The organism is Coleofasciculus sp. E1-EBD-02, assembly GCF_040218245.1.
Taxonomy (GTDB): domain Bacteria; phylum Cyanobacteriota; class Cyanobacteriia; order Cyanobacteriales; family Coleofasciculaceae; genus Coleofasciculus.
The window spans coordinates 76,353-94,926 of sequence record NZ_JAVJQN010000201.1 but is presented as its reverse complement, the minus strand read 5'-3'; the positions used below and the strand labels follow the sequence as shown (position 1 = coordinate 94,926).

Sequence of the window (18,574 nt, the reverse complement as noted above, 5' to 3'; positions counted from 1 at the left end):
CGGCACACCTTATTTGATGGCAACATGGTGCGTTACGGCGCTTATGTATTGAGATGATAAAGGTTAATCCTCAAATGCGCCTAACGCACCCTACGATTACGACTGTTGATAATAGGGGTTAAACCACGTTAAACGTAATCGAAAGCGCTGCCATTTGTGAGGTGCGAATCCGCCGCCTTACTCCCACTTGTGCGCCTCGACTAACATCATCAACTAAATCATTAATTATCTCCAATGAGTCTTCTCCCCGCGTCGAAATTATCCCCTTTTCCCCTCTGGCAAGGGTACGCATTTTGAGTAAGGCTTTATTTAAGGGTTGATCACTGGCGACAATTAATACTTCGCCCAAGCCAGCCTCTTCAGCTACCAAGACAAAATCATCTTTGTTGGGATTGGGAATTAACAGCGTTTGATTGGGCTTAATTCGGGTGGCATTATCCGGATCTTGCCGTGCGTTTTCCTGAAATTCATTAGGAAATAAAACCGTAATTCCAGCGGTGGGATCAACCAGCATAATTCCCAAATGTAAATCCTTCTCTTCCCGATTCGTCACTCGAAACTGAAACGCATCTCCCACAGATAATTGATGACTCAAGAGTTGCCCAGATTCGCTGCGACTCCCTAACGGTGGACATTTGCTCTCATCTTGACGACACCCCCGTGGTGTAAAGGCTTGGGCAACAATTTCGGGACGATTTTCTAAACCCATTGTTACCTCTAAATTCAGCCGCGAGGATTCAGCATTCAGTGTCATTCGCATAATTCGCGCCGCTAACAGGGATTTCAGTTTACCCTGTAACCGTTCAATTCCTTGAGTCACCGTTTCTCCCGGTATGCCAAAGGAATCGGGAATCACTTCTAAGGCGGGAGAAAATAAGCATAAACTATCCACAGGTGGCATTTTTTTCGGCGTTTCTGATGACAATTGACGCTGATACTCATCCGTCATCCGACTAAGAATATAATGCACATCCACCGGATAGGGAAACTCTCCCGGTTGGGGAAGAATCGGTTGAATCCGTTTTAGTGATTCCAGTTCAGTTTTTGCCGTTTCTGTCTCCTGATTTAAGGACGGATCAAGCCCAATATGGAGTTTCCAATCACTGGGAATTGTGCGGGCAAATTCCTGTAATAATTCTCCCGGTTGGACGTTTCCTTCGGCTTTGGCTTCAGCGATTAACCCGTTGCGCGAGATTAATTCAACTTTGGGGGTTTCGCCGCGACTGCGGAATGGGGGAGTAAAAATAGACCCCTCAGAAATCGCCTCTAAACTCTCTTGGGAAATTCCCCCTAACCAAACTTGTACCCGATTATTTTCAACTCTTGTCACCACACCTTCGGCGGGGAGGGTTTTGGGTTCTGTAAAATAAATTGGTTCTCGTTGATGGCGACTATCTGGCGGAACCTCTACCAGAGGGAGTTGGGTAGACAGGAATCGCATATCCCGTTCAATTCCCGCGATCGCACTTTCCACATCATGGTTATTCTGCCATAATGTTTGGGTGAGCAGATAGGTAAACGCTCCCGCATAAAACCCGGGAAAGGGATAATCCGCCGCGAATTGTTCCCGTTGGGCTGAGGCAATCACCGCGCCAGTGGCGACGCCTTGCTGATACAATTTGATAAAATCCTCAGGGGATAGATTCAGCCGTTTTAGCCATTGTTGTTGATACTCGACTTCTTCGGGACTAATCCGGAAATCCACGCCCCCGGGAATCGCCCGGATTTTCACATTTCCCCGGGTTCCGCCCCCCGAATGACAACTATCCAGCACCACGGTAACATTGTCGGTTTTCTGCTTCAGGGCGAACATGAGTAAAAATAGGGTATGTCCGGTAATTTCATTGACGATACCTTTATCAGCTTGCCAATGTTCATCCGCAGGAACAAAGGAACTATTCAGGGGATAAGTCGGATCAATGGGATTGGGATCAATGACTTGTGAACCATGTCCCGAAAAATGAAACACTACCACATCTCCGGGTTTGGCTTGCTGAATTAAATGGGTTTCAAAGGCGGTTAAAATGCCATCACGAGTCGCCTCGGTATCCGTAACTGTCTTGATATCCTCCGGCTGGAACCCGAAGCGATTAATCAGGAGTTGTTCCTGTAAGCGAACATCATTGACGCATCCAGAGAGGCTAGTAAAGCGATCGCTATTGGTGGGATACTGGTTAATCCCCACTAACAGGGCAAGTTTGCGGGGGGTGCTTTGGGCTAAGACTTTACCATAGCGTAAGGATTGGCGCTGTAAATCCAGTTGGTTTAAACCGATGGTTGCTAAAGCCGAGGTAGCAAATTGGATAAACTGACGACGCTTCATAGATGTCATAAATTTATGATCATAGCGATATATCTCTCAACCTGAGAGACTCATGCAGAATGATGTTGTGGGACAATACAAGTTAACCTGACAATGCGCCTAACGCACGATGGCGGCGTGGCACAGCTAAAATTGTGGATTAAGATTTGTCGATTTTATGGGCGCACGCCATGCGCCCCTACTGTCGTGGCACAGCTAAAATAGGGTTTTGTTTGTAGTAAGCACGAAGAGTGCTATAAAGCTTAGCTGGAGAGGGCTGAGGTTCCCTCACTACGAACCAATTCTAATTCATCAAATAAGGTGTGCCATGCCCCTACAATGATGAATTAGATGATAGATTAAAGATGTCCCCGGATTGACGTGCGACTATAAAAATTGTAAGCTTTCAAGCATGGCACAGCTAAACAAGTGGAATCAATTGTAGGTTATTTTGACGTCAGGAAATCTCAGCAAATATAGGCTAAAGCCCTTACTAAGAACCCAACTTTGCGCTTTGTCTTTGGGTATCGTTTGCTTCTGTACCCCCCCGGCTGGCGCTCAAATGTCTCATCTGCTGACACAGGCGAATAATCAACCTGTTGAGATGCAGTTTGAAACATCTCCAGAAACGATTCTCCAGGAATTAGTTAAAGCTGATGTCGTTTATCTAGGGGAAATTCATAGTAATCCTGACGACCATAAAGCCCAACTCGACATTCTGCAAGCCCTTTACCAAGAGAATCCCAAAATTGCCCTAGCGATGGAAATGTTCCAGCGTCCCTATCAGGATATTCTGGATCAATACTTAGCTGGACACCTGACAGAAACTCAATTGATTGAGCAAACAGACTATGAACAACGCTGGGGATTTCCCTGGGATTATTATGCCCCCCTATTACAGTTTGCTCAAACCCATCAACTGCCTGTTTTAGCACTAAATACCCCCACGGAAATTAGCCGCAAAGTTGCCCGGAATGGCTTAGAAAGTCTCACGAGTGACGAACTTCAACAGATTCCTCCCCTGGACGAAATTCGCACCGATAACGCAGACTATCGGCAAATGGTTGAAGCGGTTTATAATCAGCATCAACAGGCAGGTCATGGTAATAGCGATCGCTTTGAGCGATTTTTCACGGTTCAGGTGTTATGGGATGAAACCATGGCTGAAGGGATTGCTGATTTTCTCAGCGTTAATCCGGATTATCAAGTCGTCGTGATTGCGGGTAGGGGTCATATCGTCTATGGCTATGGTATACCCAGCCGAGTTGCCCGTCGTCTGAGTTATCGTCCCTTAATTCAGCGTTCGGTATTGTTCGGTATGCCGGAAGCGGTAGAAGAAAATGGCGCGATCGCAGATTTCTTTTGGCAACCTCGCTAATATTATCAAAGAAGCACGTTGCTGTTGACATGCAATACCTACCCGATTTAACCAACCGTTTGCACTATCAAGGGATTTACCCCTGTCCCATCTGTCGTGTGGGTCAAATTCAGGGGATGCCATTAATGGATGCGATGGCTTGTGAAGCCTGTCGTCATATTTTCGTGGCTGACTTGGAACAGCAATTATTGAAAATGACCGATAGACAGCCTCCCCTCACCTGGCGTTGGAATGGTAAAAACTGGGTGGGGGCGCACCTCCAAGGGGTTGAATGGGGATGGGTAACGTGGATTTTTGCGGCGGCGTTTGTGATACTACCCACCACGTTAATTGGCGTAGCTGCCTACACCTTCCCGCCAACGCCCGGTAGTCGCCTGGCTTGGCTACCTCTGGCTTGGACAGGATTAACCTTTTTCTTCCATTTTGCCGTTATTGTCTGGCTATTAATGGAGTTTTATCAGTTTCCCCTGGGAGTCTATTTGCGAACTCGGCGGCGACGTTTGCTGAGGCGTTAATCAAAAGATTGTAGGGGCGGGTTTAGGGACTCAATTCAGCTAGTCACCAATAACGGAACAACAAAACCCGCCCTCCCCACCAATAACGGAACAACAAAACCCGCCCTCCCCACCGATAATGACCGATTAGTTCAACATACTCCGCAGCATCCAAGCGGTTTTCTCATGAGTCCGCATCCGTTCAGTTAACAAGTCAACGGAAGACTCATCATTCGCCCGTTCAGCCGCCGGAAACGCCTCCCGCGCCGTTCTCACCACCGCTTCATTTGCTTCTACCAGTAAACGTACCATTTCTGTGGCTTCCGGAACCCCACGGGTTTCTGGAATCGAAGAAAGTTCGGCAAATTCGCTATAACTACCAGGCGCTGGATAGCCAATGGTACGAATCCGTTCAGCAATATCATCCACCGCTACCGCTAATTCAGTGTACTCCGTTTCAAACATATTATGCAGCGAGTGGAACATCGGTCCAGTTACGTTCCAGTGAAAGTAGTGTGTCTTGAGATAAAGGGTATAGGTGTCTGCTAGCAGACGAGACAATCCTTCGGCAATCTCTTTGCGGTCTTGTTCTGAAATACCAATATTGACGGGCGCAGATTTATCAGCAGTTTGCATAGTGATCTCCTAATTTGTTCCAAAAATAACGTTAACTTTATCCTGTTGCTCAAGGTATCGGGAATGACTTTTGGCACACCAACTGTTAATCCTAAACTATGAGCGATCGGTTACATATCATCCTAAAGTATGAACTGTTCTCACTCAACAAAAATGAGGCTTCTCAGGCTAAATGTCGCATCAAGACAGCACGAGGGGCGCGGCGAACCCGGCATTTAATCGTTGCTTTCCCTAGGCGCTGATGTGCCTCAAAGCGATGACACCCAGAGAATCCGTAATACTCTCCATCAACTTCGAGTACATCAATGGGTTCTTTTAATCCCTCTTCCTGGATGGATTTCATCAACTCCAGTACCTTTTCGGCGTCGTTTTCGCGGGGAAGGGGACGGCGAATTTGCTGTAGCGGAATTTCTCGAACCTCTACCATCGTGCCAATAACACCTCTGCTCTTATAATGTTTACCACTAAATCATAATCGTTACGAGTTTGACTTGCAACTTAGAGATGGAGTATGGGGGGTGCAGTGAAGCTAGCTGGGGGAGATGAGGGAGTAGAGACGTGCCATGGCGCGTCTGTGTGTAGGGGCGGGTTTTACCATTAACGGGACGGTTTTCACCCAGATGTGACTAAACCCGCCCCTACGGAGTACCATAATTCTTCGACAAATGACAAATGACAAATGACAAATGACAAATGACCATTACTTTTGAATCCGAGACAGATCCATATTGCCAAAATTGACAAAAAAGGCAACATTAAGATTTTCGAGAGATTGAACCAACCAAAAAATATCATTAATTGTTTGACATTCGTAGTGATTGAACAAAATTGAAAATCGCTTTTCTAAATCCGGTTTAACCTTGCCACACAGCAGAATAATTTTCAGCAATAATCCCGTTGTACGAATCGACCCCATATTAGAAATTAAATCAATAAAGACATAGTGATTGGGATGCTGAGGACTGCTGACTAAAAAACTCAATAATTGACTACAGGTTCTCAACAGTAAAAAGTCGTTTATTTTCTTAGAATCGCTATCCGGCAAGGTGTTTTTGAGATGTTGCGCTAAACGCTGATTGAATTGATGTTTACCATAAGCAGGTTCAATTGCCGCTGTTAAGTATTCATATAAATCGGCTTTAAAAGCACGATAAGAGCGCGTTTGATTACTTTGCTTGAGAAAACGTTGGGCTAAGTCTCGGTAAGTGTAAGATCCTTCAACTTTACCCATAAACTGCTTCAGGGCGAAGTAGAGTTCGCGATCGCTTAACAGAGTCGGATTGGGTACAGGTTGAACCAGAGTGGTGTCTGCGGTGGGGGTTTTACTGGACGCCAGTCGCACTCGCCGGATTAAATAGGTGACATATTGAGAGAGGTTCATTTCTAATTGCCACTGGCGTTGAGTTTGAATGTGGCGGATAGTTTGCTGGTGTTCGTAGGAACTATCGGAACTTAGTAAGGCGTGGGTGTATAAATAAGGGTATCGACAAATCAATTGTCCTAACGCGGGATTGGAGTCTTGGCGATCCACATCTGCGGTGTGATCAACAACTTTGACCAAGCGTTTTAGGGTTTGAAAGTCTTCACTTTGAGTAAATACTTGCAAGAGTTGTCGCAATCGCTTTGATAGTCCCGACGTCGCTTTAATTGTCCCCGGTTGAAAGGGTTTTTCAAATAATGCCACCAATTGCGCGATCGCCTGATCGTGGTTGCCTTGCATTTGCCATCGATTAATCAAGATATGGCAGCACCGATTGAGAATATGGGTAAAGTCTTGATGGCGGGGATTAGCGAGGATAATTCGGTGGAAAGCGGCGATAATGTCGGGTTCGGCGTAGTTTTTCGCGGTAATAAATAGTTGATCAAATCGTTCGATGAGTTGCTGGGGGGATTCTCGTTGTACCCAATAGAGTAAATGATCATATAATATCTGCTCGTCGGCACTCAAGGAACGCGGCGGAGACGTCGGTAAGAAGTCTGGAGGGGTAGGTTGTGGAGAGGGTTTTCTTGTCGATGTTGTATCTAATTGTTTCTGGGGGTTGGGATTTCCTCGATAAGAACCAGCGATAATCTGCTGACGACTCGCATTCAGGAATTGGTAGTCCTTTTGATTTAAGCGTTTCCCTTTTGCCCAAACTGAGGCTTGTTGTAATTGATTTCGGTTCAACAAATAAGACGTATCCTGACACCCACTGGCAAACCAAGCCATCATCGGCGAGTGATACGGGCGCAGATTATTCAGGGCGTTGGTTACCCAATCCCGATTAAAGATAGAGGCGTAGATGCGGTTATAGACTCTCAAAACAGGCTGGGCGTAGTTTTTCCCAATTGGCTGTTTCACTACTAATCCTGATAGGCGCAATTCCCGTTGTTCTAGACTATTATCGGCAGGGATTTCTCCCTGATCGAGAATTTGCTGGTAGAGTGTTAAAAGTTGACGGGTAGTACAGCGACAAAGGCGATCGCGAATAGTTTTTAGGTGTTCGGGTTCATCCTTGGCTTCCCAGTTGTCAATGATGTGCGATCGCACCAACTGTTCAATCCACACGCTAATTTGGGATTTATCTTGGGGAATCTTCGTGGGTAACCAGAGTTCGGCTTGATGCAGGACAATCTGACACAGCTTTTGGGTGAGAAAGGGTTTACCCCCTGTCCAGGTTAATATTTCCTGGATAATGGCGGGAGAATAGTTAACGTGGGTGGCTAATCCCTGGGCTAAGGGTAAACATTCATTTAATTGAAACCCTGTCAGTTCAATTGCCCGACCAATATTAAAGGGGGTGCTATGTTTATCTTGAATTAACTCCGAGGGAGTCGCGACACCCAACAGGGCAAATGTGAGGCGTTGGTAGGCGGGATGATCGGCACGACTATCATAACAGGCACGAATCACCGCTAAAAAGTCATCGACGCGAAAGTTTAAGTTGAGAACCGTATCAATTTCATCAATAAAAATAACAATCGGTTGCGGAATCGCCGGAAGCAGGATACGTTCAATAAACTCACTGAAGCGTTGTACGGGCGAAAGTAAATCGCGATCGCGCCACCATCGACGCAAGTTAAATTCTTGGGTCAGATTGAAACTAATCACCAAACGACGGACTAAACCAGCATACCATTGCTCTGGGGTGAGATTTTGGCAACCAATCTTCGTTAGGTCAATCGCCGCACAAGCAAATCCTGCCGCTTGTAAGCGGCGCATGGTTTGCACCCGCAAGCTAGATTTCCCCATCTGTCGGGAGTTGAGGACATAGCAGAAATCCCCTGCCCTTAACCCGTTGTAGAGTTCAACATCTGCCTGTCGCCACACATAAGTGGGGGAATCGGCGGGTAGGCATCCGCCAAATTGGTAGTTATAGGCTAAGGTGGTAGTCATATTCAATGCCCTGACGAAACGCTGCATCGGTAGAAACCGGGTAGAGCGAAGTAATAAAAAAAAGGGGTTACACCCCTCAGCGTAAACTATTTTTAAGTCGTTATAATAGCCTTTTCCAAGTCTTGCCGACAATATTCCATGCTAGATTCACTTAAACCACCCTCTGGAAGGACACGACATATTGTACCCCTCAATACTGCTCGGATAAGCTTGAATTAAATTTTTCCTCCCCCGGTCAAGTATTCCTAGAAACCGGGTTTCTCGTGAGAATGACAATACAATATCAACCTTTGACCCAAAGAAACCTGGTTTCTTGACCGATGTCCTAGTAACCCGATGTACTCACTGTCGGAATTTCGCCTACCTTCTGAGTTCCTTGCGCTATGATTTCTTTCATCGCATTTACCCAGCAACTCTGCCTATCTATGGGAACGATGAATTTATCGGCAATCTGCCCTCCTTCCTTTATCGTGAATTCAACATTTCCTGAATCATCACGTCTGACTTTCCAGATATAATCCCCAATTAAAAACGTACTGGGAAAATCCTTTTCCAAAAACGCCGAAACAATATGATTCCCCATTCTGAATGCTTCGGATACAGGAATATCTATCGTCACAAGTAACTTAAAATCTTGCAATCGATAGCTATTCATAGCCGCGACCCAAAATACAATCAATCCATCGCTGGCAAACTCAAGTTTGAGAGCGGATTCTTGCGAGTTTACCTCTTTGGCTAGATTAAATGCTGCCGTTGAAAATAAGTTCGCGTCTTTCCATCCTCGCCAACATGACCGATGTACAAACCTTCTCGCTAACTGTGCCAGGGAGCTTGAGACCTTTGGATGAATATAAGGGAGTTGTGCTGCATCATAACGATTATCAATTACCTGATCGCAGATAGCACATTTTGTTACATTTTGAATAAAAAATGGCATGGTTTCATCCTCTTAAGTTTCTGGTTTGACCCATCCACTGTACTTAAGTTCCCTGACGATTCTTGCCACACTACATGAAGGTGTATCCCTGGTGAAACGGTAGACTGTTCCATCAACTGTGACCATATAGCTGTAACGTTGATTCAAGTACACTAAAGCGTTTACATCATCCTCAGAGATGAATTTTGCCATTCCAGTGCCATGATCATCAGGGTGTGAGTGCATTAGTAGTATTTTAGTGTTAGGTGGTAGCTCTCCTCCTTTGTAAGAACCCATATTAATTAGAACTGTTCTGTTATCTGTTAATATAACAATTGCGTGTTCGTATCCTGTTAAGGCTGTAAGTGCTGCCAGATCTGTGGCTGTAACCTCGCGCTTACCTACCTCAGCCAATCCTATACCAAAATCATCCTGAGCGGCTAGTCGCTCTAAAAAATCCTGCAAGCGTGGGGTAATTTCACCTTGTCGTATGCCGACGAATTCTGAGGGATTCTCTGCAACACCCGATGCAACACGAACTCCCTTTTGACCTACCCGGCTATATGCAACAGCTTTTTTTAGCATCACTCATCTCCTGTTATCTCCTATGTAGGGACTGTGTACACCTTCACTTGTACAGGAGATGCTGGAGCAATTATTGTATAATATCACGTACCTCACCTAAATTTGGAGGCAAAAGTGATTTCGGTGGTTTAATCGGGGTCTTTTCGTGGCTTGCGATCGCACTCGTGCTAAGTTAATCCTGAATTCTCCACAGCAATACCTGGCGAAATTCTCCCCTCTGTGTCGCTAAAGCTCAAATTTCGCCGTTAATTTGCATCTGATGAACTTTATCAGCTAATTTCTGGCGGCGCTGTTCGCTGAGTTCATCAATCGCCAGCATACCCATGAGTAAGCTTTAGCTTACTTGAGCTTTTAGCCGGAAATTTATTTCCTGGCTATATGAGTCAGCAACATTCCACTTAAGTCGAATGGTACGCTACTACGGTATATTAAGGGTTTCGACGATTCCAAAATGCACGCTTTTCAGCGCGATCGCAAACGGCACAATCAGCAATACAATGACCAGGATGCCGCGTTATTGTACAATTTTTGGACAAGGTGCTGGTATACAGTAGGGCATCAGTACATCAGTAGTAGACATGACTTCTAATCAAGGGTGGCAATTTTGGATTGATCGCGGCGGCACATTTACCGATATTGTGGCGCGTCGCCCCGATGGGCAATTGGTAATTCACAAGTTACTCTCGGAAAATCCCGATCGCTACACCGATGCGCCAGTACAGGGAATCCGCGAAGTGATGGGACTTTCCGCCGATGCAGCGATTCCCACCGAACAGATTGATGCCGTGAAAATGGGGACAACCGTCGCCACGAATGCCTTACTGGAGAGAAAAGGCGATCGCACTGTTCTAATGATCACCAAAGGCTTCTGCGATGCCCTCCGCATCGGCTATCAAAACCGCCCCGATATTTTTGCCCGTGAGATTATCTTGCCAGAAATGCTTTACGAACGGGTGATAGAAGTCGAGGAACGCTACAGCGCCCACGGCGAGGAATTAATTCCGGTGCAGATAGACGCCACTCGCCAAGGGTTACAAGCCGCTTACGATAACGGAATTCGCAGTTGTGCCATAGTCTTAATGCATGGCTATCGCTATCCCAGCCACGAACAGGAACTTGCCAACTTAGCGAGTGCGATCGGGTTTACTCAAATCTCAGTTTCCCATGATGTCACACCATTGATGAAAATAGTTAGTCGGGGTGACACCACTGTTGTTGATGCCTATTTATCGCCGATTCTGCGACGGTATGTTAACCAAGTTTCCAGTCAGTTAGCTGGAGATATTAGCACTCCCTCCATCAACAATCAACAATCGATCCGATTAATGTTTATGCAGTCCAATGGTGGACTCACAGACGCCCGCACATTTCAGGGGAAAGACAGTATTTTATCGGGTCCAGCAGGAGGTATTGTCGGCGCAGTACAAACCAGTCAATTAGCCGGATTTGATCAGATTATCAGTTTCGATATGGGCGGAACCTCTACCGATGTCGCCCATTACAACGGCGAATACGAACGCACCTTTGAAACCGAGATTGCTGGGGTTCGATTACGCACCCCGATGATGTCCATTCATACCGTAGCAGCGGGTGGCGGTTCAATCGTGAAATTTGATGGGGCGCGGTATCGAGTGGGACCCGAATCGGCAGGGGCAAATCCGGGTCCGGCTGCTTATTCTAAGGGAGGTCCATTAACCGTAACCGATTGCAATGTCATGGTAGGGAAATTGCAACCTGACTTCTTTCCTAAAGTCTTTGGACTCGATGGCAATTTACCCTTAAATGACCAAGTGGTGCGAGAGAAATTTAGTCAATTAGCAGCAGATATTGGCGATAAGCGCACACCCGAAGCAGTCGCGGCGGGATTTTTAGCCATTGCTGTCGAGAAAATGGCAAATGCGATCAAAAAAATCTCCTTACAACGAGGTTATGACGTCTCCAACTATACCTTGTGTTGCTTTGGTGGTGCAGGGGGACAACACGCCTGCTTAATTGCAGATGCCTTGGGGATGAAACAGGTCTTTCTTCATCCTTATGCGGGGGTATTATCGGCTTACGGGATGGGATTGGCAGATGTGCGAACCTTGCGGGAACGTTCGGTAGAAGCCAAATTAACAGAGGAGTTACTATCGGTAGGGACACCAGATATTGCCCCCTTGGAGGAAATATTCACCGAGTTAATAGCCAGCGGCAAAGAAGAAATTGCGACGACTCAGATAGGAGAATCCACGCCAATTGATAGTCAAGTCATCCGCAAAGTGCATTTGAAATATCAGGGGACAGATTCACCCTTAATTATCGATTTCGGTAGCGTAGCTGAAATGCGGCAGCAATTTGAAGAGGCGCATCGGCAACGATATGGGTTTATTGTGGAAGAGAAAGCCCTAATTGTGGACTCGGTGTCGGTGGAAGTCATCCAGCCAATGGATGTGCCAGAAGAACCCGTGATTCAGCGTCACCGATCAGAACCGCCGCAACCTGTCGCTAAGGTGCAGATGTATACTGCCGATGCATGGCACGAAACCCCTGTATTTAAGCGGGACGACTTACAACCGGGAGACTCTATTCCCGCGCCTGCATTAATTATTGAAACAACGGGAACGAATGTTATTGAACCGGGTTGGCAAGCCGAAGTAACCGAACGGAATCATTTAATTTTAAAGAAAACCCAGCAATCAACAGTCAACAATCAACAGTCAACAGTCAACAGTCAACAGTCAGAACTTTCCCAGCCTGATCCGGTTACGCTAGAAATCTTTAATAATCTATTCCGTTCCATTGCCGAACAAATGGGAACCACGCTGCAAAACACCAGTTACTCGGTCAATATTAAAGAACGGTTAGACTTCTCCTGTGCTATTTTTGATGGACAAGGACAACTTGTTGCCAACGCCCCTCATATCCCTGTACATTTGGGTTCCATGAGTGAAAGCGTTCGCAGTTTAATTGAGGCGTATGGCGATAGCCTCAAACCGGGAGATGTTTATGCGATTAATAATCCCTATAACGGTGGAACACACTTACCTGATGTCACGGTAATTACCCCAGTTTTTCTAGACGAAAGCGGGATTACCGATACGATTGATCAAACGAGTAAATCTTCGACAAAACCCACAACAAATCAAAATCAACCCCCCTTTCAAAGGGGGGCAAGGGGGGATAAAAATCCATCTCCCTTATTCTACGTTGCCTCACGGGGACACCATGCAGATATTGGCGGAATTACCCCCGGTTCGATGCCCCCGGATAGCACAACGGTGGACGAAGAAGGCGTATTACTCGATAATTTTAAGGTAGTAGAATCCGGACGTTTCCGCGAAAAAGAATTATCCGAATTACTCCTATCTGGCACATATCCGGTGCGAAATATCACCCAAAATATCGCCGACTTACAAGCCCAAATTGCTGCCAATGAAAAAGGCGTACAAGAGTTACGGCGAATGGTGAAACAGTCGGGATTAGATACCGTACAAGCTTATATGGGACACGTCCAGAATAATGCCGAAGAGTCGGTGCGGTGTGTCATTGATGTGCTGAAAGATGGCAATTTTACTTATAACTTAGATACAGGTGGACAGATTCAAGTGACTATTCGCATTGACCGAGAAAATCGCCGCGCCACGATTGATTTCACCGGGACATCCACCCAGTTATCTAATAACTTTAATGCCCCGGCTGCGGTGTGTAAAGCGGCGGTTCTCTATGTCTTCCGGACTTTAGTGGATGATGATATTCCGTTAAATGCGGGATGTCTCAAACCCTTAGACATTATTATTCCCGAAGGCTGTTTATTAAATCCCCGTTATCCGGCGGCGGTTGTGGCGGGAAATGTGGAAACATCTCAGGTGATTACCGATGCGCTTTATGGGGCGTTGGGGGTAATGGCAGCATCTCAGGGGACAATGAATAATTTTACCTTTGGTAATGAGAATTATCAATATTATGAAACCATTTGTGGCGGTTCCGGTGCTGGGCTAGAGTTTAATGGGGCAGATGCAGTACATACCCACATGACCAATTCTCGTTTAACCGACCCAGAAGTTTTAGAATGGCGGTTTCCGGTGGTCTTAGAACAGTTTGGCATTCGTGGAAATAGTGGTGGAAAGGGGAAACAGTGTGGGGGTAATGGTGTGATACGGCGGATGCGGTTTTTGCAACCGATGACAGCCGCAATTTTATCGGGACATCGAGTTGTTGCACCCTTTGGATTACAAGGAGGTGAAGCAGGTGCTGTGGGTAAGAATTATGTGGAACGTCAGGATGGAACGATTGAGGAATTAGGAAATACAGCGGTTGTGGAAATGGATGCGGGAGATGTGTTTGTAATTGAGACGCCTGGGGGTGGAGGATTTGGTGGTTCTGAATGAACCGGAAACCGTAGGGGCGCACTGACGTGCGCCCAACGACGTGCAACAAAACCGAAAACTACAAAATTCAGTTCAACCTGCCATAAAATGCATACTCGGCTTCAGGTCCAGAAACATTCAAGCGCCAACTATCAAATTGTTCAGAACTCATACATTTATTTCCCGTACTCTGTAAGATGAGTTTGAACCGGGTATTATCAGTTATTCCCGGAGCAAAAATCCCGTTACCAGAAACTTTTCCCTCAGCGCGGTATTCCTTATAAAGGTCAACTTGCCCTTCCAATTGACTACCCAGGGAACTGCGAAAATGAGTCACAGTTGGGGGATAGGAGAAGGAAAGATTTCCGGTTCGCCCTTGGTCATCAGTGAACTGGAAATTCCAATTTCTGCCATTGATTGATCGTGATATTGTATAGGGAGGTGATGGCTCACCCAGTCCTTCAATAATGCTTGCCCCAGCAGGAGTCATGTAAAGTTCGGCTTGGGAAGCAAATTGGAGTTCATTGAAGGTTTTGAGTTCGTAGTCTCCGACATCTTGCGAGTATTGCTCCCAGGTTCCTGCATCGATGCAACAGGCGCAGGCGGATGCTGGCTGCGGTTGCGGTGTAAATAGGTAAGTTAGGATAGCAAACGTTACCAGTAGAATGGCGTAGATTAAATTTCGTCTCATCCGATATTCAGCCTCTAATTTGACAATAGAGTTAAAATAGAGGCTGAAAAGATTTAGGTCAACCCACCTCAGAGGGAGAGGGCAAAATTAAAAGTGGCATAGGTTTGAGTCAAATTTGAGCCAGTTTTCGTGCAAAATAGCTGCGATTGTAATGCGGACGAGAATTCAGCTTTGTCAGAAAATTGATCTACTTGGAAATAGAACAGCTTGTTCCTATTAGGTTAGGGCGCACGTCTGTGCGCCCCTACGAGAAACATTGAAAGGTTAGCTGAGGATTTTCCTTGACATGAGATAGTCAACGTCTTGTCATGAGCAAGCTTTTTGTGAGTTCCTAATTACTCGACTCCCAATTCCGGATCAGTCTCTGCGTCAAAAGTAGATTCTTCTTCTACAAGTTCGTCCTCAGTTTCCACTTCAAAAGTGGATTCTTCTTCTACAACTTCGTTCTCAGTTGCTGATTCAGAACCGAGCATAGCATCCCAGGTTTGGCGACCGACAATGCCATCTCTAAACAAGCCCTGATCCTCTTGGAATTCGCTTACGGCTGTACCTGTTCTTGAACCATATACGCCGTCAACTTCACCTGGATTATATCCTTGGTTTTGCAAGAAAGTTTGAACATCTGCAACGGCTTCTCCTGTATCACCATATCCTAGTGTGGGTGCTGTAACATCATATTCATTTAAAGAGGCTTGTGCGTTTACAGGTGCGCCAGCTAAGCCGACAGAGGCTAGAGAAATCACAGACACCACACCGACAGAGACAAAACTGGACGGGAAAAATCTGGTACTCATTATTATAATCTCCTAACAAAATGTAATTTCTAAATTTTTGGATCTTGATCTAGTCAGTCTCAAGGAATCTTGATCGAAAATTTGGCTGAAGTACTTGTCTCCTCACAGTTGTTCTTATCCAAAATGATTTCAACTGACTATATTTCTAAGCTATATAAATTTTTTATAAATAACATGAATCTTAAGTTAGACTTATAAGTTACTCCTTTTAAATCCTAAGTAAGGAGCAAGATGACTGTAAAATTAGCCTAAAGTAAGATGCTTTATTATCAAAGCAAAGGTACTAACGTAGGTGGACACAATTAACGTAAACGGTGAATAACTCGCTGTCCTTGAGAAGCAAGCTACTTTGACGTAAGGGTTTGAGGCTTGTTTACAAAACAAGCGTGGGCGTGCTGTTTTCTTTTGTCCAACTACTTATACTGTCTTCATGATGCATAATAATATTTTGAGTTGAGGCAAGGCAGAAGGCATAAGGACAGATAATTTTAGTCTTTTGATATTTGTGGTTCAGGATTAGATTTGAGTTGAAGAAAATGTCGAATCCTTTGCTGATATTCTTTGCCAGCTACAGTAGCCACATTATCATGATCCGCATCAGGAACCAGAAAGATTTGTTTTGAACCTGTTATAGTATCAAATAAAACTTGGCTCATGTAAGCAGGTACAACGGGGTCATCGGTGCCGTGAATTAAAAGAATCGGCATTTTAAGAGCAGGAACTTTGCTTTTCGAGTTAAACTTTTGCGTCAGCAGCAAATCAGCCGGAAATAACCCATAGATTCCTTGATGATCGACCATATCCCGCATTGAGGTAAATGTACTTTCCAAAATCAAACCCTGAATGCTGGGATTTTTCACCGCTAAATCGATCGCGATCGCGCCCCCTAGAGATTGACCATATACGATAATATTCTGGGGCGGAATATCCTGTTGCTGCACCAGATAATCCCACGCCGCTTGAGCATCTTGGTACACTTGGGTTTCAGTGGGAAACTTGCCCTCACTTTGACCATAGCCTCGATAGTCAAATAACAAGACATCCAAACCCAAGTGGTGAAATTCCATTGCCCGTTCGACATTCGCGCCAATATTCTCCCCATTCCCATGTAAATACAGCAGCACCCCGGTTTTGGGCGAGGTGGCGGGAATCCACCACCCATGGAGACGTTCTGGCTGATCAGGAGAAACAGGTATCCACACTTCCTGATAACTTAAGCCCAAGTCTTCTGGTGTAGTTTGAATCTTTTTAGTGGGAACAAAAACTAGCCGATTTTGCCCTAACCAGATAGAGATGCAGGCTAACAGATAAATGATGGCGACAATTCCCGTTAGAATTAGGAACCTCTTTCCCAGAAATAAAATATAATTATTCATTCCCGTAATAGTCTCCCAGGGCAAATCAAAGCGTTAAACGACTACAAACTTGATGCTATTTTTGACTCACCTTGTTTTCCAATTAGGGCGGGTTGAGTCAAGTTATCGGTTTTCTCGATAATATTATCGAGAAAACCCGCCCCTACAAATTATATCTCCTTGCACCTGTAGCCCCTGTACCCCTCTGCCTCCCTGCACCTCTGCTCTATTTAAGCGGTGGTTGCTTGAGATGCCAATCCGTAGACTGTTCGTAAGCGTAAGCGACTTGAAATACCTGTTCTTCGCCTAATACTTTCCCAATTAGTTGCATCCCAATGGGTAATCCTTGGTCATCAAATCCACAAGGAATACTCATTCCTGGTAATCCTGACAAGTTGACGGGAATTGTCATTAAGTCCGATAAGTACATGGTTAACGGATCTGAGATTTTTTCTCCGGCTTTAAATGGAGGAGTTGGGGCGGTGGGACAAACTAAAACATCCACCTTTTCAAAGGCTTGCTCGAAGTCTTGCTTAATTAGGGTACGAACTTTTTGCGCTTTGAGGTAATAAGCGTCATAATAGCCAGCGGATAGAGCATAGGTTCCCAACATAATCCGGCGCTTGACTTCCGCCCCAAACCCGGCTGCACGAGTTTTCTTGTACATTTCCAAAAGATTTTCGGCTTCCGGCGTGCGAAACCCATATTTGACGCCATCGTAGCGAGCTAGGTTGGCTGAGGCTTCGCTGGGAGCAATAATATAGTAAGCGGGCAACCCATAGCGAAATCGGGGACAAGAAATTTCTTGTACTTCAGCACCTAGGCTTTTGAGCTGATCAATGGCTTGTTGAACGGTTTTGGCAATGACGGGATCTAACCCTTCACCAAAGGTTTCTTTAATAATGCCAATTTTGAGACCTTTGGATTTTAAATCAGGTTGCAGGGACTTGGTGTAGTCGGGAATCTCCAGCTTGAGACTGGTTGAGTCATTCGGATCATAGCCTGCGATCGCGTTAAGCAAAATCGCTGCATCTTCTACGCTTCGTCCAAACGGACCAATTTGATCCAACGACGATGCATAAGCGACTAACCCATAACGAGACACTAACCCATAAGTGGGTTTCATGCCGACAATCCCGCAGAATGATGCAGGTAGACGAATCGATCCCCCTGTATCCGAACCGATCGCAACCACACATTCGCTAGCCGCAACCGCTGTAGCCGAACCCCCAGAGGAACCCCCAGGAACGCGGGATAAGTCCCAGGGATTCGCTGTCTGTTGATAGCTAGAGGTTTCGCAGGAACTCCCCATGGCAAATTCATCCAAATTAGTTTTGCCCACCATGACAGCCCCCGCATCCTTAAGTTTTTGAGTCACGGTAGACTCATAAGGCGGGACGAAGTTTTCCAGGATACGAGAGGCGCAGGTAGTGGGAATACCTTGAGTACACATATTATCTTTGATGCCAATCGGAATCCCCGCCAACATGCCGATTTCTTCCCCCGCTGCGATTTTGGCATCCACTTGACGCGCCTGTTCAAGGGCATAGTCGGCTGTAATATGCAAAAAGCTATGGATTTTGGGTTCTAGTGCCTGAATGCGATCGAGGGCGTCTTGCGTGATTTCAACACTGGTGCGTTCTTTATCGATAAGTTGTTGGTGCAGCTCACGAATGGATGCCATGCTTGTACCTATTTATA

General features: G+C 45.7%; 13 protein-coding genes. 3 read left to right on the top strand and 10 right to left on the bottom strand.

The window, feature by feature from the left end; all coding sequences use genetic code 11:
- Positions 1 to 118 precede the first annotated feature (118 nt).
- Positions 119 to 2,332, bottom strand: coding sequence for a caspase family protein (locus RIC07_RS31535; RefSeq protein ID WP_446397967.1), 2,214 nt, complete (start codon positions 2,330 to 2,332; stop codon positions 119 to 121).
- A 532-nt stretch (positions 2,333 to 2,864) separates the two neighbouring features.
- On the opposite strand from RIC07_RS31535, the gene RIC07_RS31530 reads away from it, so the two are divergent.
- Both RIC07_RS31530 and RIC07_RS31525 read left to right on the top strand, forming a co-directional pair.
- The gene (locus tag RIC07_RS31530) at positions 2,865 to 3,680 is read left to right on the top strand and encodes a ChaN family lipoprotein (RefSeq protein ID WP_446397966.1); all 816 of its coding nucleotides are present in this window, start codon (positions 2,865 to 2,867) and stop codon (positions 3,678 to 3,680) included.
- Positions 3,681 to 3,709: 29 nt separating this feature from the next.
- Positions 3,710 to 4,195 (top strand): hypothetical protein, encoded by a 486-nt coding sequence (locus RIC07_RS31525; protein WP_446397965.1) that lies wholly within the window; start codon positions 3,710 to 3,712, stop codon positions 4,193 to 4,195.
- 126 nt (positions 4,196 to 4,321) lie between these two features.
- Here the strand turns inward: RIC07_RS31525 and RIC07_RS31520 are convergent, their stop codons facing one another.
- The 5 genes from RIC07_RS31520 to RIC07_RS31500 form a co-directional block, all read right to left on the bottom strand.
- The gene (locus RIC07_RS31520; RefSeq protein ID WP_446375666.1) at positions 4,322 to 4,810 is read right to left on the bottom strand and encodes a Dps family protein; all 489 of its coding nucleotides are present in this window, start codon (positions 4,808 to 4,810) and stop codon (positions 4,322 to 4,324) included.
- Positions 4,811 to 4,973: 163 nt separating this feature from the next.
- Positions 4,974 to 5,237, bottom strand: coding sequence for a ParB N-terminal domain-containing protein (locus RIC07_RS31515; protein WP_446397964.1), 264 nt, complete (start codon positions 5,235 to 5,237; stop codon positions 4,974 to 4,976).
- 273 nt (positions 5,238 to 5,510) lie between these two features.
- On the bottom strand, positions 5,511 to 8,186 hold the full coding sequence (locus RIC07_RS31510) for an AAA-like domain-containing protein (protein ID WP_446397963.1): 2,676 nt from the start codon (positions 8,184 to 8,186) through the stop codon (positions 5,511 to 5,513).
- Between the two features lie 325 nt (positions 8,187 to 8,511).
- Entirely contained in the window at positions 8,512 to 9,123 is a 612-nt protein-coding gene (locus RIC07_RS31505) for a hypothetical protein (RefSeq protein ID WP_446397962.1), read from the bottom strand.
- A 12-nt stretch (positions 9,124 to 9,135) separates the two neighbouring features.
- Positions 9,136 to 9,687 carry a hypothetical protein gene (locus tag RIC07_RS31500; protein WP_446397961.1) on the bottom strand — a complete coding sequence of 184 codons (552 nt, stop codon included), beginning with the start codon at positions 9,685 to 9,687 and terminating at the stop codon, positions 9,136 to 9,138.
- A gap of 578 nt (positions 9,688 to 10,265) precedes the next feature.
- Here RIC07_RS31500 and RIC07_RS31495 point away from each other — a divergent pair.
- Complete coding sequence (locus RIC07_RS31495; RefSeq protein WP_446397960.1) at positions 10,266 to 14,054, top strand: hydantoinase B/oxoprolinase family protein; 3,789 nt, start codon at positions 10,266 to 10,268, stop codon at positions 14,052 to 14,054.
- Positions 14,055 to 14,121: 67 nt separating this feature from the next.
- Here RIC07_RS31495 and RIC07_RS31490 read toward each other — a convergent pair whose 3' ends face one another.
- The 4 genes from RIC07_RS31490 to gatA all read right to left on the bottom strand — a co-directional run bounded on the left by RIC07_RS31490 (position 14,122) and on the right by gatA (position 18,557).
- A complete protein-coding gene (locus tag RIC07_RS31490; protein ID WP_446397959.1) occupies positions 14,122 to 14,724 on the bottom strand; it encodes a hypothetical protein in 603 nt (200 codons plus the stop codon).
- A 335-nt stretch (positions 14,725 to 15,059) separates the two neighbouring features.
- Entirely contained in the window at positions 15,060 to 15,518 is a 459-nt protein-coding gene (locus RIC07_RS31485) for a peptidoglycan-binding domain-containing protein (protein WP_446397958.1), read from the bottom strand.
- Between the two features lie 488 nt (positions 15,519 to 16,006).
- Positions 16,007 to 16,894, bottom strand: a complete 888-nt coding sequence (locus RIC07_RS31480) for an alpha/beta hydrolase (RefSeq protein WP_446397957.1) — start codon at positions 16,892 to 16,894, stop codon at positions 16,007 to 16,009.
- A gap of 205 nt (positions 16,895 to 17,099) precedes the next feature.
- A complete protein-coding gene (gene gatA / locus RIC07_RS31475; protein WP_446397956.1) occupies positions 17,100 to 18,557 on the bottom strand; it encodes an Asp-tRNA(Asn)/Glu-tRNA(Gln) amidotransferase subunit GatA in 1,458 nt (485 codons plus the stop codon).
- Positions 18,558 to 18,574 lie beyond the last annotated feature (17 nt).

Coding starts and splice junctions, on each gene's coding strand:
- RIC07_RS31485 (WP_446397958.1), bottom strand. CDS start 15,518: ATGAGTACCAGATTTTTCCCGTCCAGTTTTGTCTCTGTCGGTGTGGTG.
- RIC07_RS31495 (WP_446397960.1), top strand. CDS start 10,266: ATGACTTCTAATCAAGGGTGGCAATTTTGGATTGATCGCGGCGGCACA.
- RIC07_RS31505 (WP_446397962.1), bottom strand. CDS start 9,123: ATGCCATTTTTTATTCAAAATGTAACAAAATGTGCTATCTGCGATCAG.
- RIC07_RS31515 (WP_446397964.1), bottom strand. CDS start 5,237: ATGGTAGAGGTTCGAGAAATTCCGCTACAGCAAATTCGCCGTCCCCTT.
- RIC07_RS31510 (WP_446397963.1), bottom strand. CDS start 8,186: ATGACTACCACCTTAGCCTATAACTACCAATTTGGCGGATGCCTACCC.
- RIC07_RS31535 (WP_446397967.1), bottom strand. CDS start 2,332: ATGACATCTATGAAGCGTCGTCAGTTTATCCAATTTGCTACCTCGGCT.
- RIC07_RS31520 (WP_446375666.1), bottom strand. CDS start 4,810: ATGCAAACTGCTGATAAATCTGCGCCCGTCAATATTGGTATTTCAGAA.
- RIC07_RS31500 (WP_446397961.1), bottom strand. CDS start 9,687: ATGCTAAAAAAAGCTGTTGCATATAGCCGGGTAGGTCAAAAGGGAGTT.
- RIC07_RS31480 (WP_446397957.1), bottom strand. CDS start 16,894: ATGAATAATTATATTTTATTTCTGGGAAAGAGGTTCCTAATTCTAACG.
- gatA (WP_446397956.1), bottom strand. CDS start 18,557: ATGGCATCCATTCGTGAGCTGCACCAACAACTTATCGATAAAGAACGC.
- RIC07_RS31490 (WP_446397959.1), bottom strand. CDS start 14,724: ATGAGACGAAATTTAATCTACGCCATTCTACTGGTAACGTTTGCTATC.
- RIC07_RS31525 (WP_446397965.1), top strand. CDS start 3,710: ATGCAATACCTACCCGATTTAACCAACCGTTTGCACTATCAAGGGATT.
- RIC07_RS31530 (WP_446397966.1), top strand. CDS start 2,865: ATGTCTCATCTGCTGACACAGGCGAATAATCAACCTGTTGAGATGCAG.